Genomic DNA, 15,879 nt, shown 5'->3' on the forward strand with positions numbered 1-15,879 from the left:
GCCCCGCTGCGCAGGATGGTGCGCAATGAGCGAAGCGACGGAAAAATGTGCGCACGATGATGCGCAGAGCCGGGCGAAGTTTGAGGCGTGGTGGAACAGCGACGAGATATCGAGCAGCGTTTGGTGGTGGCGCGTAAAGAAGGTCGACGCATTCGATATTTGGAAAACCACTCGCGCCGCAGCGCTGGAGGAGGCGGCGCAACTCATTGACGAGGAAACGGAAAACGCACGCCATGAGCGCCTTTATCCAGGTCTCGTCGGAACGCTTGAAGAATGCGCCGACGCTATCCGCGCCCTCGCCAAATCCGAAGGGGTAGGCTGATGACCGATTGGCGATATGCCGAATACGCTCCCGAAGGCATCGAAGTCATGACCAAGATTGACGACGCGAATGGCGTGCGCAATGTCCAAACTCTCGTGCGGCGCGGAAATTTATGGTTCTTGCCGGACGAATCAATGTATGTCTACTACACGCCTACCCATTATAGGGAGATATGGTGAGCGATATAAATATCCCCAAACGCTTAAGAGATCGCGCGGATTTGGGTGACATGGGGCGTAAGCCGGAGAAGAAGGATCTTCTGCGAATCGCAGCAGACCTAATCGAACAGCAAGCCCGTGATCTCGCTGCCCTACGCCAAGATATCGAAGCGCAGATTCAGATTGCTAAGGAAGCGCGTGAGCGGGCCGAAGAGAATTTGAAGGATGCCAAGCGATATCGTTGGTTGCGAAGTCGGACGCGGTGCTTCGCTCTTGATATGGGTGGCAAGCATCGTTACGACCCGAGCGGGGCATTTCTACGTCTCGCCGGACCCTCTATAGATGATGCTTTCGATGCTGCTATCGAAAAGGACTCGAAATGACCAACGATGAAATCGCCGCCATTTGGAATGGCATGCCGGGCGGATATGACGGATTCTGCAAAACATGGGGGTTCATTCAGTTTGCGCGTCGTATTTTGGAAGTCGCCAATATTCAATCGACTACAGACGGTGAACGATACCGCACGCTTCGCGATCCAGGTTGCCCCGAGAACGGAACGGTGTACGCGTGCGTCTATGTACACGCGCCAGGAACCATCCCATATCAACGTGCGGTTGTTGGGAGGGAACTTGATTCGGTGATTGACTTCGCTATCGCACAGAAGCAGGAGGAGTGATGGACGCTATTAAACTCACTGACTGGCATCCTGCTAACGTTGATCCGCTGCGGATCGGCTACTACGAGATGATTAATGAATCCACAGGCACAATTTTTACCGCGTGGTATAGCGGCTGCATGTGGTTCCGCGATCTTCACGGGCCCACAGTTCCGCTGCTTCGAATCTGGCCATGGCGAGGCCTCGCTCAAGATCCTCAGAAGCAGACACTGACGCCCCGCCTGACCCACTGCGCCGCCAGTCGAGATGGCGAATGCAGTCACAAGAAATGCCCTCAAATCCGTGACAACGAACCATCCAAAAGTGGGCGGCACTGTCCGCTGGATATCAGGGACGAGGACGAATCATGAACCACGGATACACCTGCCGTCACGGCCTATCCCTTACTGAGCAGTGCGAAGCTTGCGACAAGGAGATTGCGCAGGATATTTTGCGCCGATGGGGTAAGCCGGTTGACGATGCGAGAGAAGTTGTAGGCGCCCCGGAGCGACGCGATGAAAGCGCAGTTCAAGGCTGAGAACCCGTCAGATATTCAGATGACCATGACGCTCACGATGACACTGGGCGAGTGGCGAGATTGGCGAGCACTTGACCGACACGCGTAGTTTTCGCGCAGACGGCAAGTTGCTGGACGCGATCAGGACGATGGTGCGCAAGGCGTCGCAGCACTTTGATGAAACGACGGAGGAAGCGTGACAGATCGCGAACTGTTGGAGTTGGCGGCGCACGCGGCGAAGTTCCGCGTGCATGGCTGGATTGGCGAGAAATTCTATGTAATCAATCCGCCAAACCCAGCCGCACATTACGATCCGTTTTCGTGGTCGCCGCTCGACGATGATGGGGATGCGTTGCGACTGGCCGTGAAGTTGGGGGTATGCCTCGAAACGGCGGCATCTATAGAGGTGGGCACATTTACTTATGCCGGGGTCACTGAAGGCGAATATGAGTCTGGGGTTGAAGCGTGGTATGTGACTAAAGAAGCAGTCACAATTACGGCTCAAGAGGTCTACGGCTCTGATCCATGTGCCGCCACACGCCGAGCTATTGTCCGTGCGGCCGCCGAAATCGCGAGGGCACAAGCGCAGTAATGGAAGCAGCGTTGGAAAAATTCTGGCCGCGACAAAGGCGGCGTGGGAGATCAAATGAAAGTCTTGCTCGGAGATTGGCTCGAATCACAATTCAGCCCAGCACCCGCCATTCGGACGGCTCGCACGTGGATCAAACAGGGGCGGATTTTTCCGCCGCCTACCAAAGTAGGCCGGTCCTATTATGTGGAGCAGGATGCCGTATTCAATGACGGCACCGCACGACCTCGACTTGCAGATCGCATTCCTCAATGAGCCCAAGACCTCGAATCAAGAAGCGCTCCAATTGGCCGGAAAACCTCCACGAACCACGGCCCGGCTATTTCACGGCGCGACCCACGTGACAAGAAAACTCACATTCTCGGGCGCATCCCCTTGGCGCAAGCGATTCACGAGGTAACTGAAGCCAACGTGATTGTTGCCAAAGGAAAGGTCACGAAAACGCTTGCCGAGCGGATTTCGGAAGAGGGCAAGACGGTGACCGACCTGATCGCCAGAATGTCGACTGACATTAAGGCGAGCACCCTGGCATCGCGCAAGTATCACGACGAAGAAATTAAGCGAGCATTCGGGAGCAAGGAGTGCAGAGACCTAACGGTAACGGACGCGTCGGATCTGGTCGAAGCGCTCAGGGAACGAGGTAAGTTGCGATGGGCACAAGCGGTTCGAACCCGTCTTATAAAAGTCTGCGCGAAGGGCGTCGCTCTAGGCTGGATGGAAAAAAACGTAGCAGAAATCACAGAAAAGGTTGCGGTTAAGGTCCAGCGCCAGCGCCTGACATTGGACCAATTCAACCTGATCTTCGAGAAGGCACCCGAAATCGCCGACTGGCTACAGGACGCCATGCTTTTAGCCCTAGTCTCCGGGCAAGATCGATCCACAGTAGGGCTGTGGCGACGCGACTGGATTGAGGGCCATGTTGTGGTGGCGAAGCGCATCAAGACAGGCGTGCAGATCGCGATTCCGCTTAAACTGAAGATGAAGGCAATTGACATGTCGCTGGAGGATGTCATCGAACGCTGCCGTTCAAGTGGAATCGAATCCGAATATTTGATTCATCATCGAAAGGCACATGGCTCTGTTGTGGCTGGCTCGCCTGTGAGATATCAGAGTTTTTCTCAGGCGTTCGCGGATGCTAGAACACTGGCTGGGATTGAAGGGGACAATGTGCCCACCTTCCACGAGATCCGCAGTCTTTCGAAGCGCTTATACCTTGATCAGGGCGGCGTCGACACGAAAGCGCTGCTTGGTCACAGCAATGATGCAACGGCTGACCTATACGCGAACGCTCGAGGAATTGAGCCTGTCAAGGTGAAGTACGACGGCTAAATCGCTTGTCTTATTTTGAACAAGTATTGAACGATTGTTGAACGAGCCAAAGCCGGACAAGCGTTTGCGCCCCGACATGCATATCCTACCTGCATGCGCGGGCGGCCGAAGCCGCGCGCTGGCGCGGGATCTTTGCGCCGGACCGGCTCAACGTGGGGCTGGTGTGGGCGGGCAATCCGCGCGCGGATCAGGCGGCGTCGAACGCCATCGACCAGCGCCGCTCGCTCGACGCGGCCGCGTTCCTGCCGTTGTTGCACACGCCCGGCGTGCGCTTCGTGAGCCTGCAACTGGGCGAGACCACGCGCCCGCGGATCGAGGCGTTGCCCGCCTCCGTGCGTCCGCTCGATCCCATGGGCGAAGTGCGCGATTTCGCCGATACGGCGGCCATCGTCGCGGCGCTCGATCTCGTGATTACCGTCGATACGTCGATGGCGCATCTCGCGGGCGCGCTCGGCAAGCCGGTGTGGGTGCTTTCGCGTTACGCGGCGTGCTGGCGCTGGTTCGAGGACCGCGACGACTCGCCGTGGTATCCACGCACGCGTGTGTTTCGCCAAACGCGCCGCGACGCGTGGGACGACGCGCTCGCCAACGTGGAGGCGGCGCTGCGCGCGCTGGCCGCATCGACATCGACATCGACATCGGCATCAAAACCGGCAAAGCGCTGAGTCGCGCGGCTCAGGCCGCCATCGACGCCATGAAGACGCGCCGGTAATTGCCGCCGAGCAATTGCGCCGTTTCGGCCTGCGTGAAGCCCGCGGCCAGCAGCGCGTTGCCGAGCGCGGGCAACTGCTCGTAGCTGCGGAACACGGGCGGGGCAATGAAGCCGAGCATGTCGGTGCCAAGACCCACGTGGTCCACGCCCACGATATCGGCCATGCGCCGGAAGCCGTGCGCCATCGCCGTCAAATCGTGGAAGCTGCCCGAGCTGGGCCACACGCCGATCACGCCGCCCGTTTGCGCAACCGCGCGCGCATGGTCGGCCGTGATCAGGCGGCTGCGCGCGCCGGGGTGCGTGGCAAGCGCGGTGTGCGAGAGCACGAGCGGTTTCGTGGTGACATCGGCGGCGCGCTTCACGAGATCGAAGGTGCCGTGCGCCACGTCCACGACCATGCCGAGCGCGTTGCAACGGCGCACCACGTTCGCGCCGAAATCGGTGAGACCGCCGTGCACGGGCGCCTCGGTCTGGATGTCGCCGAGTTCGTTCACGCGGTAATGCGTGAGCTGCAAATGCCGCAGGCGATGCTGCGTATAGGCCTCGTCCACGCGATCGACCTCGCCTTCGAGAAAGTCCGCGCCTTCCGCCGCGATGATGATGCGCGGTTGCGGCGCCGGAGCCGCGGCCAGATCGCTCGCCGAAGTCACCACGCCCAGCTGCTCGCGCGCGACGATCTCGTTCGCGCGCGTGAATTCCTCTTGCGACAACTGGTACAACTCGCCGGGCGCGGGCGTGCGCCACGCCTCGAAGCGCTTGCGGTCGGCGGACACGCGCGTGACGACCGTGTCGGTCACGATCGCGAGGCAGATCACGTTCATGCCGCCCGCGCGCATCTGCGCGCTCACGGGCAGAAACGGCCGGTTCGCGCCAATGGCGGGATTGCGCGAAACGATCACGCGGCCCGCGTGGCTGTGCATGTCGATGGTGAGCGCGTCGGGTGAGGCGCGCCACGGCGGCGTGTCTGGACTGGCGGCTTCGGCTTCCGTGTAATGGGCGAAGCGGCCCGGCGCGCACGCGGCCAGGCTCAACGCGGCGCCGGCGGCGAGGAACGCGCGGCGCGTCATGGGCGCGCTCGCGGAAGACAGCACGGCCGCGTCCATGCGGTAGCGCCAGCCCGCCGGGTCGTCGTGCAGGCGGGAGAGACGCCCGCGTAACGTCACGGGGCCGTCGTGCAACGCGATGGGGGCGAGCGCATAAGCTTCCACGCAGCTCGACGGATCGTGCGGCACGCAGCCGCCGCAGCACGGCTCGTTCGCGCTGAGCAGGAAATAACCGGCGGTTGCGGCTTCGGTGTCGAGTGGAATCAGCCAGCCAGTGAGTTCGAGTTCGGTGGATTCGTTTTGCGCGACAACGTTTTCGCGGATGGCGTTCCAGATGTCGATGGGCATGGCACAAGCCGCTGATCGGCGTTAATTACATCAATGAAAGGATAGGCGCACGTTTCAATCATTTTTCCTGGCGGAAGGGATTAAAACCGGAAAGCAGAATCCATTCAATCGAATCGTGCCGGAGCCCAATCTATAACCCTTTACGCGGGCGTTATGAGAGCGCTTGTCAAGCACGCCGGGCTCACAATTAGTTCCACCTCAAATAAGCTTCTGGTTTACCAGATAGTTGTCCGATAGCCCTAAAAATCCCTCCAAAGCCACTCAAGCCTCACGGTCTCGCGCCGTTAATTCGGGAAGGCTCAGATGTCTTGCGGACGCATCCGCCAGGGAGGATGAATGGGCGGTATGCCGGCGAATGGCAATTCTCAGAGGATTGCACGCCAACCGATTACCGATGTGAAAGGGCGGCTCATGGGTTACGAGCTGTTGTTCCGCGATGCCAACGCCGACGTGGCGCTCATCAACGACGCCGTGGCGAGCACCAACGCCGTGGTCGAACGCGCGCTGGGCGGTATCGGTCTCGACGCCATTTCGTCGGGGAAGGACTGCTACCTCAACTGCACCACCGAATTCCTGCAGTCGCCGGTGATCGACCTGTTGCCGCCGGACCGCTTCGTGCTCGAAATCCTCGAAACCTGCAAGCCGGGCCCGGCGCTCTACGCGCTTTGCAAGGCGCTGCGCGCGAAAGGCTTCCGCCTCGCGCTCGACGACGTGCGCGAGCTGCCGCCGTTGCTGCGCCAGATGCTGCCCGTCATCGACATCGTCAAGCTCGACTGGCTGGAGATCGCACCGGCCGACCGTTTGCCGATGGCGCGCGAACTCACGGCGCAGGGCATTGTCGTGCTCGCGGAAAAAATCGAGGACGCGCGCGAGTTCGAACTGGCGCGCGACGCCGGTTGCCAGCTGTTTCAGGGCTATTACTTCAGCCGCCCCGAAGTGTTTCCGGTGCGCGCCGTGCAGCCGCATTTCGCGGCGGTGCTCGACGTCATGCATTTGCTGATGAACGGCGCGCCGTACCGGCAACTCGCCGACGCGTTGCTGCGCACGCCCGCGCTGCTCGCGCAACTGCTGCGGCTCGCGTCGAGCGGGGCCGTGGGGCAGGCGTGGAAGGGCAATCTCGGGTCGATCGACGCGGCGCTGATGCTGGTCGGCACGGAGCGGCTGCTGCAATGGTGCGGCCTGCTCATGTACTCCGACCGCCTGCCGACCGGCGACGATCCGCTCGCGCAGCTCGCGCTCGAGCGCGCGGGCTGGATGCGCGAACGGATCGAAGAGACGCATCCCGACGACGAGTCGCTGGCGCGCCGCGCGGTGCTGGCCGGGTCGCTTTCGCTGCTGCACGTGGCGCACGGCGCGTCGGCCTCGACGTTCTGGCAGGGCGTGCGGCTCGCCGACGACGTGCACGCCGCGCTGGTCGACCGCAGCGGCCCGATCGGCCAGGCGCTCGCCGACGCCGAGTCGAACGAGCGGCAATGCGACTCGACCTCGTTCAGCGCCGCGTGAGTCGAAACGGCAATGCAAACGAATCGCCTCTGAAAACGCCGCGGAAAAAACCGCAACCGAATCCCCGTTAGATCGATATGGACTACAAAGTGAAAGCATCCCAGCATGGCGTGGACGAGCGCACGACGCTCACCAGCAACAACCGCCTCGAGTTGCTGCTGTTCCGCCTGGGTTCGGCGCGCAAGGGCGCGGCGCGCGGCCTGTACGGCATCAACGTGTTCAAGATCCGCGAGATCGTGACGATGCCGGAACTCACGCCGATCGCCGGTGCGCCCGAGCATCTCGCGGGTGCGGTGGATATTCGCGGCCAGATCATTCCGGTGATCGACATTGGCTCGATGATCGGTTCGGTGTCCGACAAGCCGCCCGGCATTCTGCTCGTGACGGAATTCTCGCGCGGCACCCAGGCGTTCGCCGTGGAGGAAGTGGAGGACATCGTGCGGCTCGAATGGCGCGAAGTGCTGAGCGCGGAATCGAGCGGCACCACGGGTTACGTCACGGGCGTGGCGCGCATCGATCCGGGCACCGAGAACGCGCGCCTCGCGCAATTGCTCGACGTCGAGCAGATCATGCGCGACGCGTTCCCCGAGCAGCATTCCGAAGTCAGCTCCGACGCCGTGGGCGCGGCCGTGCGTCTCGCGGGCGGCCGCATTCTCGCCGCCGACGATTCCGGCTTCGCGCGCGCGCTCATCGGCCAGGCGCTCACCGCGCTCGAAGTGCCGCACGTGATCGCGCACAACGGCCAGGCCGCGTGGGAATTGCTGGAGAAACTCGCCGACGAGGCGCAAGCCGAAGGCATGCCGGTGCGCGACAAGGTGTCGCTCGTCATCACCGACCTCGAAATGCCCGAGATGGACGGCTTCATGCTCACGCGCAAGATCAAGTCGGATCAGCGCCTCAAGCATGTGCCCGTGATCATTCATTCGTCGTTGTCGGGCAGCGCGAACGAAGCGCATGCGCGCAATGCGGGCGCGAACGGCTATATCGCGAAGTTCGCGCCGGCCGAGTTGTCGGCGGCCATTCGCAAGGCGCTGGCGGCCTGAGCCGCTTTCGATCGGGCACGCGGCGCTTCAGCGCTGCCTGCCCGACGCCTGATCGACGAAACCCCTTGCGCGCCCCCTCTATGGCGACGTCAACGACGAGGTCGCGCACACGAAGCTCGACGCGCGATTCACGTTGCCCTTGCCGACATAGCGCGCGAAGCCCGGGTAGCGGCACAGCGGCCGCGTGCGGCCGTTGCTCGCCTCGGTGAGATCGGTCATCACCAGCGTTTCGGGCGCCACGCCGCGTGCGACCCAGTCGTCGAGCGCGCCGAGCAGGTCCACGGACGGAATGAACACGCCGTTGCCGTGCTGATAGCCGGGCACCATGTAGAGCCGCATGAAACTGTCCACGCGCGGCTCGCCGTAGCGCGCGATCAGGCTGTTGTAATAGGCGATGGTCTGGTTCGGGCTGATGACTTCGTCGGCGAGACCTTGCAGCGTGATGAGCTTGCCGCCGTGCGAGAGATAACGCGCGATGTCGGGGTTCATCGCGCCGATGGTGGTCGAGAGCGTCACGAGGCGCTGCTGGTAGCGGCCCGGATGCTCCACGTCGAAATTCGACGAATCGAACGTGGGATCGTGCGTGACGAAGTACTTGACGTACGCGTCGCCTTGCGCGAACAGATAACCGTTGGCGATGAATTCGAGCTGCGGCAGCCGTTGCGGCGAATGCGCGAGACCGAGCCCGCTCGTGAAGCGCGTGCCCTGAAACACGTTGTAGCCGTGGTACGTCTCCACGTTCCACGCGAGCGGATACGGCAGGCGCAGGCCGTCGCGCAGTTTTTCGAGCGTGGCGAGTTGCGGCGGCGTGAGGCAGTTTTGCGTATTCACGGGGTCCTGCAGCGAGCAGCGCAGCGACCCGATGATTTCCGGCTCCTTCGCGCGGCACGCTTCCACGTCGCTGACGAGGCCGTCCGCCACGCCGTCGAGCGCGTCGCAGGCCGCGAGCACCCGCGCATACACGCGCTCCAGCAAATGCGGCGGCACGAAGCCGCCGGGCACGCGATATTCGTCCTGTCCCACTTCCACGCCCAGCAGGCGCACGCCCGAGAAGTTCAGCGCGGGCGCGTTGGCGATCACGCCGTCGTAGTCGTCGGGATAACGCTGGATCACGGTGTAGCCTTCGCGGCCGCCCGTCGAGCCGCCCGCGAAATACATGTACTGCGGCGCGCGCCCGTAGCCGCGCAGGATCAGCGCGAGCGCCGTGTCGTGCGCCTTCTTCAGGTGCGCGTAGCCGAAATTCGTCACGGCTTCGTCGAGCAGCCCGAAACTCGCCTCCGACGAATCGCCGATATGTCCCGAGTCGTCGCCGAAAGTGGCATAGCCGCGCGCGAGCGGGGCGCGGTCGGGCGAGAACGGCACCGGGCCCGTGCCCGTCACCACCACGCCGTTGTAGCCGCCGCCGCCGAATTGCAGCGCGCGGCCGTTCCAGCGGCTCGGCAGATTCAGTTCGAAGCGGATGTCGGGCGTGCCCGCCGTTTGCGGCCGGATCACGCCGGTGATGCGGCAATAGTCGCCGTTCTGGTTGCCGGTGGCGGTGGCCGGGATCATCGTGGCGGTTTGCACGAGCGCGCCGCCGGTGGGCAAGCCGATCACGGCGGGCGGAATGACCACGCCCGCGAGATCGGCGCAATGGAGCGGCAGCGCAGGCGTGCGCTGCGCGTAAGCATGGCCGCAGGCGAGCAGGGCGAGCGCCGCCCATAACGCGCAACGGAGCGCGTGGCGCGCGCTCCGTGTGGGTTGTCCTGCCGCGAAGGCGCGGAACGCCGGAATGCGAAACCCCCGACGCCTCATCGGCAGCCGGCGCCGTTGACGCTCGCGCGCGCCTTCTGGCGCCCGAGCGTGCCGCGCCAGGTTTTGGCGAGCAGGAGCATCGCGGCAATCGCCACCATGTCGCCCGCGAGCGCCGCCGCCACGCCCGCCGTGCCGTGCAGCGCGCGCGGCGTGGCCGTATCGACGATCACCGAGATCAGCGTGCCGCCCACGAAGCAGACGAGGCCGGTGCGGCCGACGTTCACCACCGAGGGCAGCCACGCGGCGAGCCGCGCGATGGTGCCGCGATGCACGAAGTACGCCGCCACGATGGCGACGCCGATAAAGTTCACGACGCGTGAGAACGCGAGATGCTGTTTCATGGCACCGGGCAAAGGTTGAGTCAGGACGAACAGCTTGACGGCCGCGAACGCCGCGACGGCTACGATCGCCAGCCGCAGGATCCAGCGCGCCGTGACCGATGCCTTGAAATCGGCGGACATCGGGTGCAGCCGGCAAAGTATGCCGAACACGAACATCAATTGCCAGGCAAATGGATTGAACGACCAGTTGGCGAGGTCGCTCACGCGCAGCAGCGCGGCCAGTTGCGGCGCGAGCGCCCAGATCACGAGGCTCGCGGTGAGGGCGGCGAACGGCGCGCGGCGGGCGAACGGCACCGTTGCCGGGACACAGAGCGCGAACAGGACATACATGGGCAGCACGCTCGACAGATACGGCTGGCGCGTAAGCGAAAGCGTATGCAGCGTTTCGCGAATCGGGTGCGCGGCGAACGGCGCCCAGCCGCTCAGGTCGGCGGCGGTGGCGTTCAGGTGCGAGGCCGCGAGCAGCGCGCCCGAGAGCAGCGTGAGCACGGCCGTGAGCAGGTAGGCCCGGTAAATTTCCCAGCTGCGTTTGAAAAAACGCCCTTGCGCCGCGCCCACGCCGCGATGCGCGAGCACCGCCTCGTAGGCGGCGGCCGAGGCATAGCCGCCGAGAAACACGAACACTTCGGCGGTATCGCACAGCGCATAGGCGTGCAGCGTCAAATGCGACAACGCGCTGCCGGGAATGTGATCGATCACGATCACGATCAACACGACACCGCGGAAAAAGTCGACTTCGATCGAACGTCCCTGACGGGAATCCATGTGGCCCTCGCTGACTGGCGGGCCGCCCGCCCGAACGTCATGACGACATGAACGGCGGCCTCGCGATGAAAGGAGAAGGCAAGCTCGCTGCGCTTCCTCTTGCACGTACGAACGGAAGACGCAGGTATTGTTCCCCGCGCGAGGCCCAAACCCGCCGTTTCGCGCCGATTAAGCCGAAGATGACGCGCGCGCCATGTTGCCGTCAGGCGCGTGACAGTCTGCCGCCGGAGGACGGGCGGCGCCGCGCGGCCGTGGCGCGCACAACGAAAAATGCGCCGTCCCGCTCGTGGCGGAAACGGCGCATGGCCAGATGTCCAACGAATCGACGGCGTGACATCAAACCGTCGAAAAGCTCAGAACCCTCAGAACTGATACCCGACCCGCACCTGGCCCTGCTGCGCCGAGGCGTGCGTCGTGTTGATCAGCGCGTCGTAGCTCAGCGAGACCGAAAGATTCTTCTTCGGATGCAGCGTCACGCCCGCGCCCGCCGTGAAATAGCCGCGCGGCAGGCTCGTGCCCGGCGCCGTGAACAGCGTGCCGTCGCTGGCCGCCACGCTCATCGCGCGGTTCGCGTCGAGCAGTTCGTGCGCGTAGCCGAGGCGCAACTGCGCGTTCACGGGGCGCAGCGCGTCGCCGAAGGCACGGTCGACGGTCACGCCCACGTACGGTTGCAGGCTGCGCACGTTGTCGGTGCCCACGGCGAGATCCTGGCCGCCCGCGCCGCTTTCGCTGAAGGCGTCGGCGTGGAAGTACGCGTAGCGCAGGCCCACGCTCGGCGTCACCGTGAAGCTGCCGAGCGTCATCGGCAGGCTCGCCTGGCCGCCCAGGTTGAATTCCTCGCCCGAGTGGTCGCCTTCGGCCGTGCCGACCGCGCCGAACGGACGCTTCTGCGACATGAAATCCACGCCCACGCCGAGCGTCGCGCCCAGGTTGACCGGACCGTAGGCGCGGCCGCCGTAGAGCGCGGCGCGCAGCGCGTCGGTGGTGCCCGAGTCGCCCGTGTTCGATTCGTCGATGTCGGTGTGGTCGTAGCCCACCGCGATGCCGGTCGTGTACGCGCCCACCTGGTGTTCGAGACCCGCGAGGAAGCCGTAGCGGTCCGCCTGGAAGCCCGGCGCGCCGTTGCTGCCGCCCACCTTGGTCTGAATGCCCGTGGCCGTGATCCAGCCGGCCGGGTTGCCGGCGCTGGCGCCCGCGCCCGCATTCGCGAGGCGGCCGAGCAGCGCGGCGCTTTCGGCCTGCGAGGCGAGGATCGCCGAAGTGCCCGCCGCCGTGTAGATGCTGGTGTTGTTCGGCGCGACCACGGTCGTGCCCGTGCCGGTGCCGGAGAGCACGAGCTGCACGTTGTTCGCGCCGTAGCTCACCGCCTGGGTCAGCGTGCCGATGTTCGCCGTGCCCGAACTCGTGACGCTGCTGAAGGTGCCGCTCACGCCGCCCGCCGCCGTCACCAGCGTGTAGGTGTGCGCCGAGTAGGTGCCCGGATCGTAGGTGATCGCGAGCACGCCGTTGAGCGTCGCCTTGCCGTTCACCGCGAGCTGCGAAGCGGCGGTCGGGCTCACTTCGATGGCGAGCGTGGCCGTGGAAGCCTGCGCGTAGTTGCCGCCCACGGTGAGCGTGCCGATCGAGCCGCCCGGCTGGACCGTGCCCGAATTGTTCACGCTGCCCGCGACCGTGCCGTGGCCGCGCAGCGTGCCGGCGGCGTCGACATTGGCGGTGCCGCCGAGCACGGCCGATGCGTTGTCCGCGTCGCCCACTTCGAGCAGGCCCGCGCTCACTTCCGTCGTGCCCGTGTAGCCGCTGCTGTTGCCGTCGAGGATCAACGAGCCCGTACCTTGCTTGACGATCGAGCCGCTGCCCGTGAACGCGCCGGCGTACGTGCCGCTCGCGTTGGCGAGCGTGAGCTTCTGCGCGCCGAGCGCCACCGTGCCGGAGCCCGAGAGGTTTTGCACCGTCGCGCCCGAGGTCGTGCCCGAGATGTCGAGCGTGCCGTTGGTCGTCACGCCGCTCGATGCCGCGATGCTGCCGCTGCCCGTGAGCGCGAGCGTGGCGCCCGTGGCCACCGAGGTGCCGCCCGTGTAGGTGCTGGCGGTCGTGAGCGTTTCCTTGCCGCCCGTCACGCTCACGCCGCCCGTGCCGCTGATCGCGCCGCTGTAGGTGCCCGCCGCGTTCGAAAGCGTGAGCGTCTTGCTGCCGAGCGCGACCGTGCCGTTGCCCGAGAGCGTCGTGATCGACGCGCCCGAGGTCGTGCCCGAAATGTCGAGCGCGCCCGCGTTGGTCACGCTGCTCGACGCCGCGATGCTGCCGCTGCCGGTGAGCGCGAGCGTGGCGCCACTCGAGATCGACGTCGCGCCCGTGTAGGTGTTCGCGCCCGAGAGCGTCTGGTTGCCCGTGACGGTGACCGCGCCGCTGCCCGCGACCGTGCCGCCGAAGCTGCCGCCCGAAAGCGTCGCGCCGCCGCTGCCGACCGTCACCGTGCCGGTGCCCGAGAGATTGCCGAGCGTGCCTTGCACCTGCAGCGTGCCGTTGTTGACGACGTTCGCGAGGATGATGTCGCCCGAATCGGACAGGATCAGCGTGGCGCCGGTCTGGATCAGCGTCGTGCCCGTGTAGGTGCTCACGCCCGTGAGCGTTTGCGTGCCGCTCACGAGCGTGAGGCCGCCCGTGCCCGAGATCGAGCCGCTGAAGACGCCGCTCGCGTTGGTGAGCGTGAGCGTCTGGCCGCCGAGGTTGACGGTGCCGCTGCCCGCGAGGCTCGCGATGGAGGTGCCGGCCGTCGTGCCGGAAATGTCGAGCGCGCCGTTGGCGGTCACCGCCGATTGCGCGAGGCTGCCCGTGCCGGTGAGCGCGAGCGTCGCGCCGCTGGCGACCGTGGTCGCGCCCGAGTACGTGTTGGTGCCCGACAGCGAAACCGTGCCCGCGCCCACGTTGACCGCGGAGAAGTTCGAGATCGCGCCGTTGTAGGTGAAGGCGTTGCCCGAGCCCGGCGTCATCGTGAGCGTGCTCGTGCCGGTGCCGCCGCTCATGTCGCCGGTGACCGAGGCCACGCTGCCGAGGATCGACACCGTGCTGTTGCCGCTGCCGAGGTCGATGGCCTTGCCCGTGCCGTCGGCCTTGATCGTGCCGTAGTTGGTGACCGTCGACGCATTGCCGCCCGTCGAGACCACGGCTTCCGAGCCGCCGCCTTCGAGCGTGCCCGTGGCTTCGTTCGTGATCGACACGGTGAAGGCGTTGGCCGCGCCCGTCACGGCAATCGCGCCCGCGCTCGAACCGTAGATGAGGCCGCTGTTGTCGACGGACGTATTGGCGTAGATGCCCTGCGTCGGGATCGCGGCGCTCGTGACCGGGTCTTTGTCGAGACCCGCGAGCGTGATGCCGCGGCCGAGGCCGCTGTTGGCCGTGCCGTCGCTGTTGGTGGCCGAGTTGTAGCCGGCGATGGTGCCCGTGTTGACGATCGTGCCGCCGCCCACGGTCACGCCTTCGCTCGTGTCGTTGTACGCGTGCAGCGACTGGATCGTGCCCGAGTTGGTGAGGTTGACGAGGCCGTCCACGTCCACGCCGTCGCCGTCCGAGCCCTTGCCGTCGTTCAGGCCGTCCGCGTTGCCGTTGCCGGTGATGGTGCCCGCGTTTTTGACGGTGACGACTTCTTTCGCGTTGAAGCCGTCGATGTTGATGCCCGAGCCGTCGTCGCCCTTGATGACGCCGCCCTTCGCGTTGGTGACGGAGAGCGTGAAGGTGCCGTCGCCCGCGGGATCGGCGCCGCCCGTGATGCCGTGGCGGCCGCCTTCGATCACGCCCGTGGCTTCGTTGGTGACGGCCACGCCCGAGTTGTTCTGCGCGTCGATGCCGTCGCTGCTGTCGCTGAGCGCAATCTGGACCGGGCCGTCGCTGGTCGCCACCGTGCCGACCGAGTTGTACGAATAGATCGTGCCGGCGTTGTCGATGGTGCCGTTCACGCCCGGGCGCACCGCGTCGGCCTCGTAGGCCTGAATGAGCCCGGTCACGCCGTTGTAGACGGAGTTGGCGCCGGTCATGATCTTGTTGAAGTCGATCGCCTGTGCACCGCCGATGCTCGCGTTGTACGAGATGATCTTGCCGTAGTTGGTGATCGCGACGTTGTTGTCGGCGTACTGGATCTGGATCGCGTCGTTGTCCGCCGCCGAGATGACCGCGCCCGCATTGTTGATGACGGTGAGCGAAAGCGGGTCCGACTTGTCACGAATCGCGCGGCCGGCATTGTCGCCCGTCAGGGTTTCCGTGATCGTGCCGTTGTTCGTGATGGTGCCCGTGCCCTTTGCGGCGATCGAATTGCTGCCGTCGCTCACGTTGAGCGTGACGCCGCTATTCACCGTGACCGAGCCGTTGGCCGCGAGATTCTGCGAGGTCGTGCTGTTCGCGGAGAGCACGATATTGCTGCTGGCCGCGTGCGCGTAGCCTTGCGCGAACAGCGCCGTTGCGAGCGCAACGATCTGCGCGATGCGCTGCTTGCGGAACAGGCTGTCCGCGCGTTCGCGGGCGGGATTGCCGATGCGGCCCGTGGCCGTTTGCCCCGCGCCTGCCTGGCTTCCCGCGTTCGCCTTGCCGGTCTCGGCGATCGCCTGCATGACGCCCAACGCGTGATTGAACACGACTCGGTAGATGTGATTCATCGCTGCATTTTTCTCGTTCTGTCGGCGCTGTCTTCGACGAGCAACCTTGGTGGATCGGCCAATCCGGGCATGTCGGTCAGTCCACGTGTCAGGCAGTCGGAAACGCAGCCA

14 protein-coding genes are annotated in these 15,879 nt (G+C 64.9%); 10 read left to right on the forward strand and 4 right to left on the reverse strand.

What is annotated here, in order from left to right; genetic code table 11:
* Nucleotides 1-25: 25 nt before the first annotated feature.
* From FAZ98_RS32000 to FAZ98_RS32035, 8 genes are all read left to right on the forward strand, one after another.
* The gene (locus tag FAZ98_RS32000) at nt 26-322 is read left to right on the forward strand and encodes a hypothetical protein (RefSeq protein ID WP_158957641.1); all 297 of its coding nucleotides are present in this window, start codon (nt 26-28) and stop codon (nt 320-322) included.
* Between the two features lie 172 nt (nt 323-494).
* Nucleotides 495-863, forward strand: coding sequence for a hypothetical protein (locus tag FAZ98_RS32005; protein WP_158957643.1), 369 nt, complete (start codon nt 495-497; stop codon nt 861-863).
* The gene (locus FAZ98_RS32010) at nt 860-1,159 is read left to right on the forward strand and encodes a hypothetical protein (RefSeq protein WP_158957727.1); all 300 of its coding nucleotides are present in this window, start codon (nt 860-862) and stop codon (nt 1,157-1,159) included. Before FAZ98_RS32005 ends, FAZ98_RS32010 begins: the two co-directional genes overlap by 4 nt.
* On the forward strand, nt 1,159-1,509 hold the full coding sequence (locus FAZ98_RS32015) for a hypothetical protein (RefSeq protein WP_158957645.1): 351 nt from the start codon (nt 1,159-1,161) through the stop codon (nt 1,507-1,509). Before FAZ98_RS32010 ends, FAZ98_RS32015 begins: the two co-directional genes overlap by 1 nt.
* Nucleotides 1,510-1,851: 342 nt before the next feature.
* Nucleotides 1,852-2,247 carry a hypothetical protein gene (locus FAZ98_RS32020; protein WP_158957649.1) on the forward strand — a complete coding sequence of 132 codons (396 nt, stop codon included), beginning with the start codon at nt 1,852-1,854 and terminating at the stop codon, nt 2,245-2,247.
* 54 nt (nt 2,248-2,301) lie between these two features.
* Complete coding sequence (locus FAZ98_RS32025) at nt 2,302-2,499, forward strand: excisionase (RefSeq protein WP_158957651.1); 198 nt, start codon at nt 2,302-2,304, stop codon at nt 2,497-2,499.
* 120 nt (nt 2,500-2,619) lie between these two features.
* Nucleotides 2,620-3,573, forward strand: coding sequence for a tyrosine-type recombinase/integrase (locus FAZ98_RS32030; RefSeq protein WP_158957729.1), 954 nt, complete (start codon nt 2,620-2,622; stop codon nt 3,571-3,573).
* A 152-nt stretch (nt 3,574-3,725) separates the two neighbouring features.
* Nucleotides 3,726-4,238 carry a glycosyltransferase family 9 protein gene (locus FAZ98_RS32035; RefSeq protein ID WP_325072960.1) on the forward strand — a complete coding sequence of 171 codons (513 nt, stop codon included), beginning with the start codon at nt 3,726-3,728 and terminating at the stop codon, nt 4,236-4,238.
* Between the two features lie 10 nt (nt 4,239-4,248).
* Here FAZ98_RS32035 and FAZ98_RS32040 read toward each other — a convergent pair whose 3' ends face one another.
* The gene (locus FAZ98_RS32040; protein ID WP_158957731.1) at nt 4,249-5,676 is read right to left on the reverse strand and encodes a dipeptidase; all 1,428 of its coding nucleotides are present in this window, start codon (nt 5,674-5,676) and stop codon (nt 4,249-4,251) included.
* A gap of 396 nt (nt 5,677-6,072) precedes the next feature.
* Here FAZ98_RS32040 and FAZ98_RS32045 point away from each other — a divergent pair, with 396 nt between their 5' ends.
* Both FAZ98_RS32045 and FAZ98_RS32050 read left to right on the forward strand, forming a co-directional pair.
* On the forward strand, nt 6,073-7,179 hold the full coding sequence (locus FAZ98_RS32045) for an EAL and HDOD domain-containing protein (protein WP_158957733.1): 1,107 nt from the start codon (nt 6,073-6,075) through the stop codon (nt 7,177-7,179).
* Between the two features lie 89 nt (nt 7,180-7,268).
* A complete protein-coding gene (locus tag FAZ98_RS32050) occupies nt 7,269-8,222 on the forward strand; it encodes a chemotaxis protein (protein WP_233272958.1) in 954 nt (317 codons plus the stop codon).
* 78 nt (nt 8,223-8,300) lie between these two features.
* Here the strand turns inward: FAZ98_RS32050 and FAZ98_RS32055 are convergent, their stop codons facing one another.
* The 3 genes from FAZ98_RS32055 to FAZ98_RS32065 form a co-directional block, all read right to left on the reverse strand.
* Nucleotides 8,301-10,016 carry a tannase/feruloyl esterase family alpha/beta hydrolase gene (locus FAZ98_RS32055; RefSeq protein ID WP_158957737.1) on the reverse strand — a complete coding sequence of 572 codons (1,716 nt, stop codon included), beginning with the start codon at nt 10,014-10,016 and terminating at the stop codon, nt 8,301-8,303.
* A complete protein-coding gene (locus FAZ98_RS32060; protein WP_158957738.1) occupies nt 10,013-11,122 on the reverse strand; it encodes an OpgC domain-containing protein in 1,110 nt (369 codons plus the stop codon). Before FAZ98_RS32060 ends, FAZ98_RS32055 begins: the two co-directional genes overlap by 4 nt.
* A gap of 362 nt (nt 11,123-11,484) precedes the next feature.
* Nucleotides 11,485-15,768 carry an autotransporter domain-containing protein gene (locus tag FAZ98_RS32065; protein WP_158957740.1) on the reverse strand — a complete coding sequence of 1,428 codons (4,284 nt, stop codon included), beginning with the start codon at nt 15,766-15,768 and terminating at the stop codon, nt 11,485-11,487.
* Nucleotides 15,769-15,879: the final 111 nt, after the last annotated feature.

The sequence above is a fragment of the Paraburkholderia acidisoli genome (assembly GCF_009789675.1).
Classification (GTDB): domain Bacteria; phylum Pseudomonadota; class Gammaproteobacteria; order Burkholderiales; family Burkholderiaceae; genus Paraburkholderia; species Paraburkholderia acidisoli.

Excerpts from the sequence above, each read along its gene's own strand:
- FAZ98_RS32000 (WP_158957641.1), top strand. The coding sequence starts at position 26 with ATGAGCGAAGCGACGGAAAAATGTGCGCACGATGATGCGCAGAGCCGG.
- FAZ98_RS32005 (WP_158957643.1), top strand. The coding sequence starts at position 495 with ATGGTGAGCGATATAAATATCCCCAAACGCTTAAGAGATCGCGCGGAT.
- FAZ98_RS32010 (WP_158957727.1), top strand. The coding sequence starts at position 860 with ATGACCAACGATGAAATCGCCGCCATTTGGAATGGCATGCCGGGCGGA.
- FAZ98_RS32015 (WP_158957645.1), top strand. The coding sequence starts at position 1,159 with ATGGACGCTATTAAACTCACTGACTGGCATCCTGCTAACGTTGATCCG.
- FAZ98_RS32025 (WP_158957651.1), top strand. The coding sequence starts at position 2,302 with ATGAAAGTCTTGCTCGGAGATTGGCTCGAATCACAATTCAGCCCAGCA.
- FAZ98_RS32040 (WP_158957731.1), bottom strand. The coding sequence starts at position 5,676 with ATGCCCATCGACATCTGGAACGCCATCCGCGAAAACGTTGTCGCGCAA.
- FAZ98_RS32055 (WP_158957737.1), bottom strand. The coding sequence starts at position 10,016 with ATGAGGCGTCGGGGGTTTCGCATTCCGGCGTTCCGCGCCTTCGCGGCA.
- FAZ98_RS32060 (WP_158957738.1), bottom strand. The coding sequence starts at position 11,122 with ATGGATTCCCGTCAGGGACGTTCGATCGAAGTCGACTTTTTCCGCGGT.
- FAZ98_RS32065 (WP_158957740.1), bottom strand. The coding sequence starts at position 15,768 with ATGAATCACATCTACCGAGTCGTGTTCAATCACGCGTTGGGCGTCATG.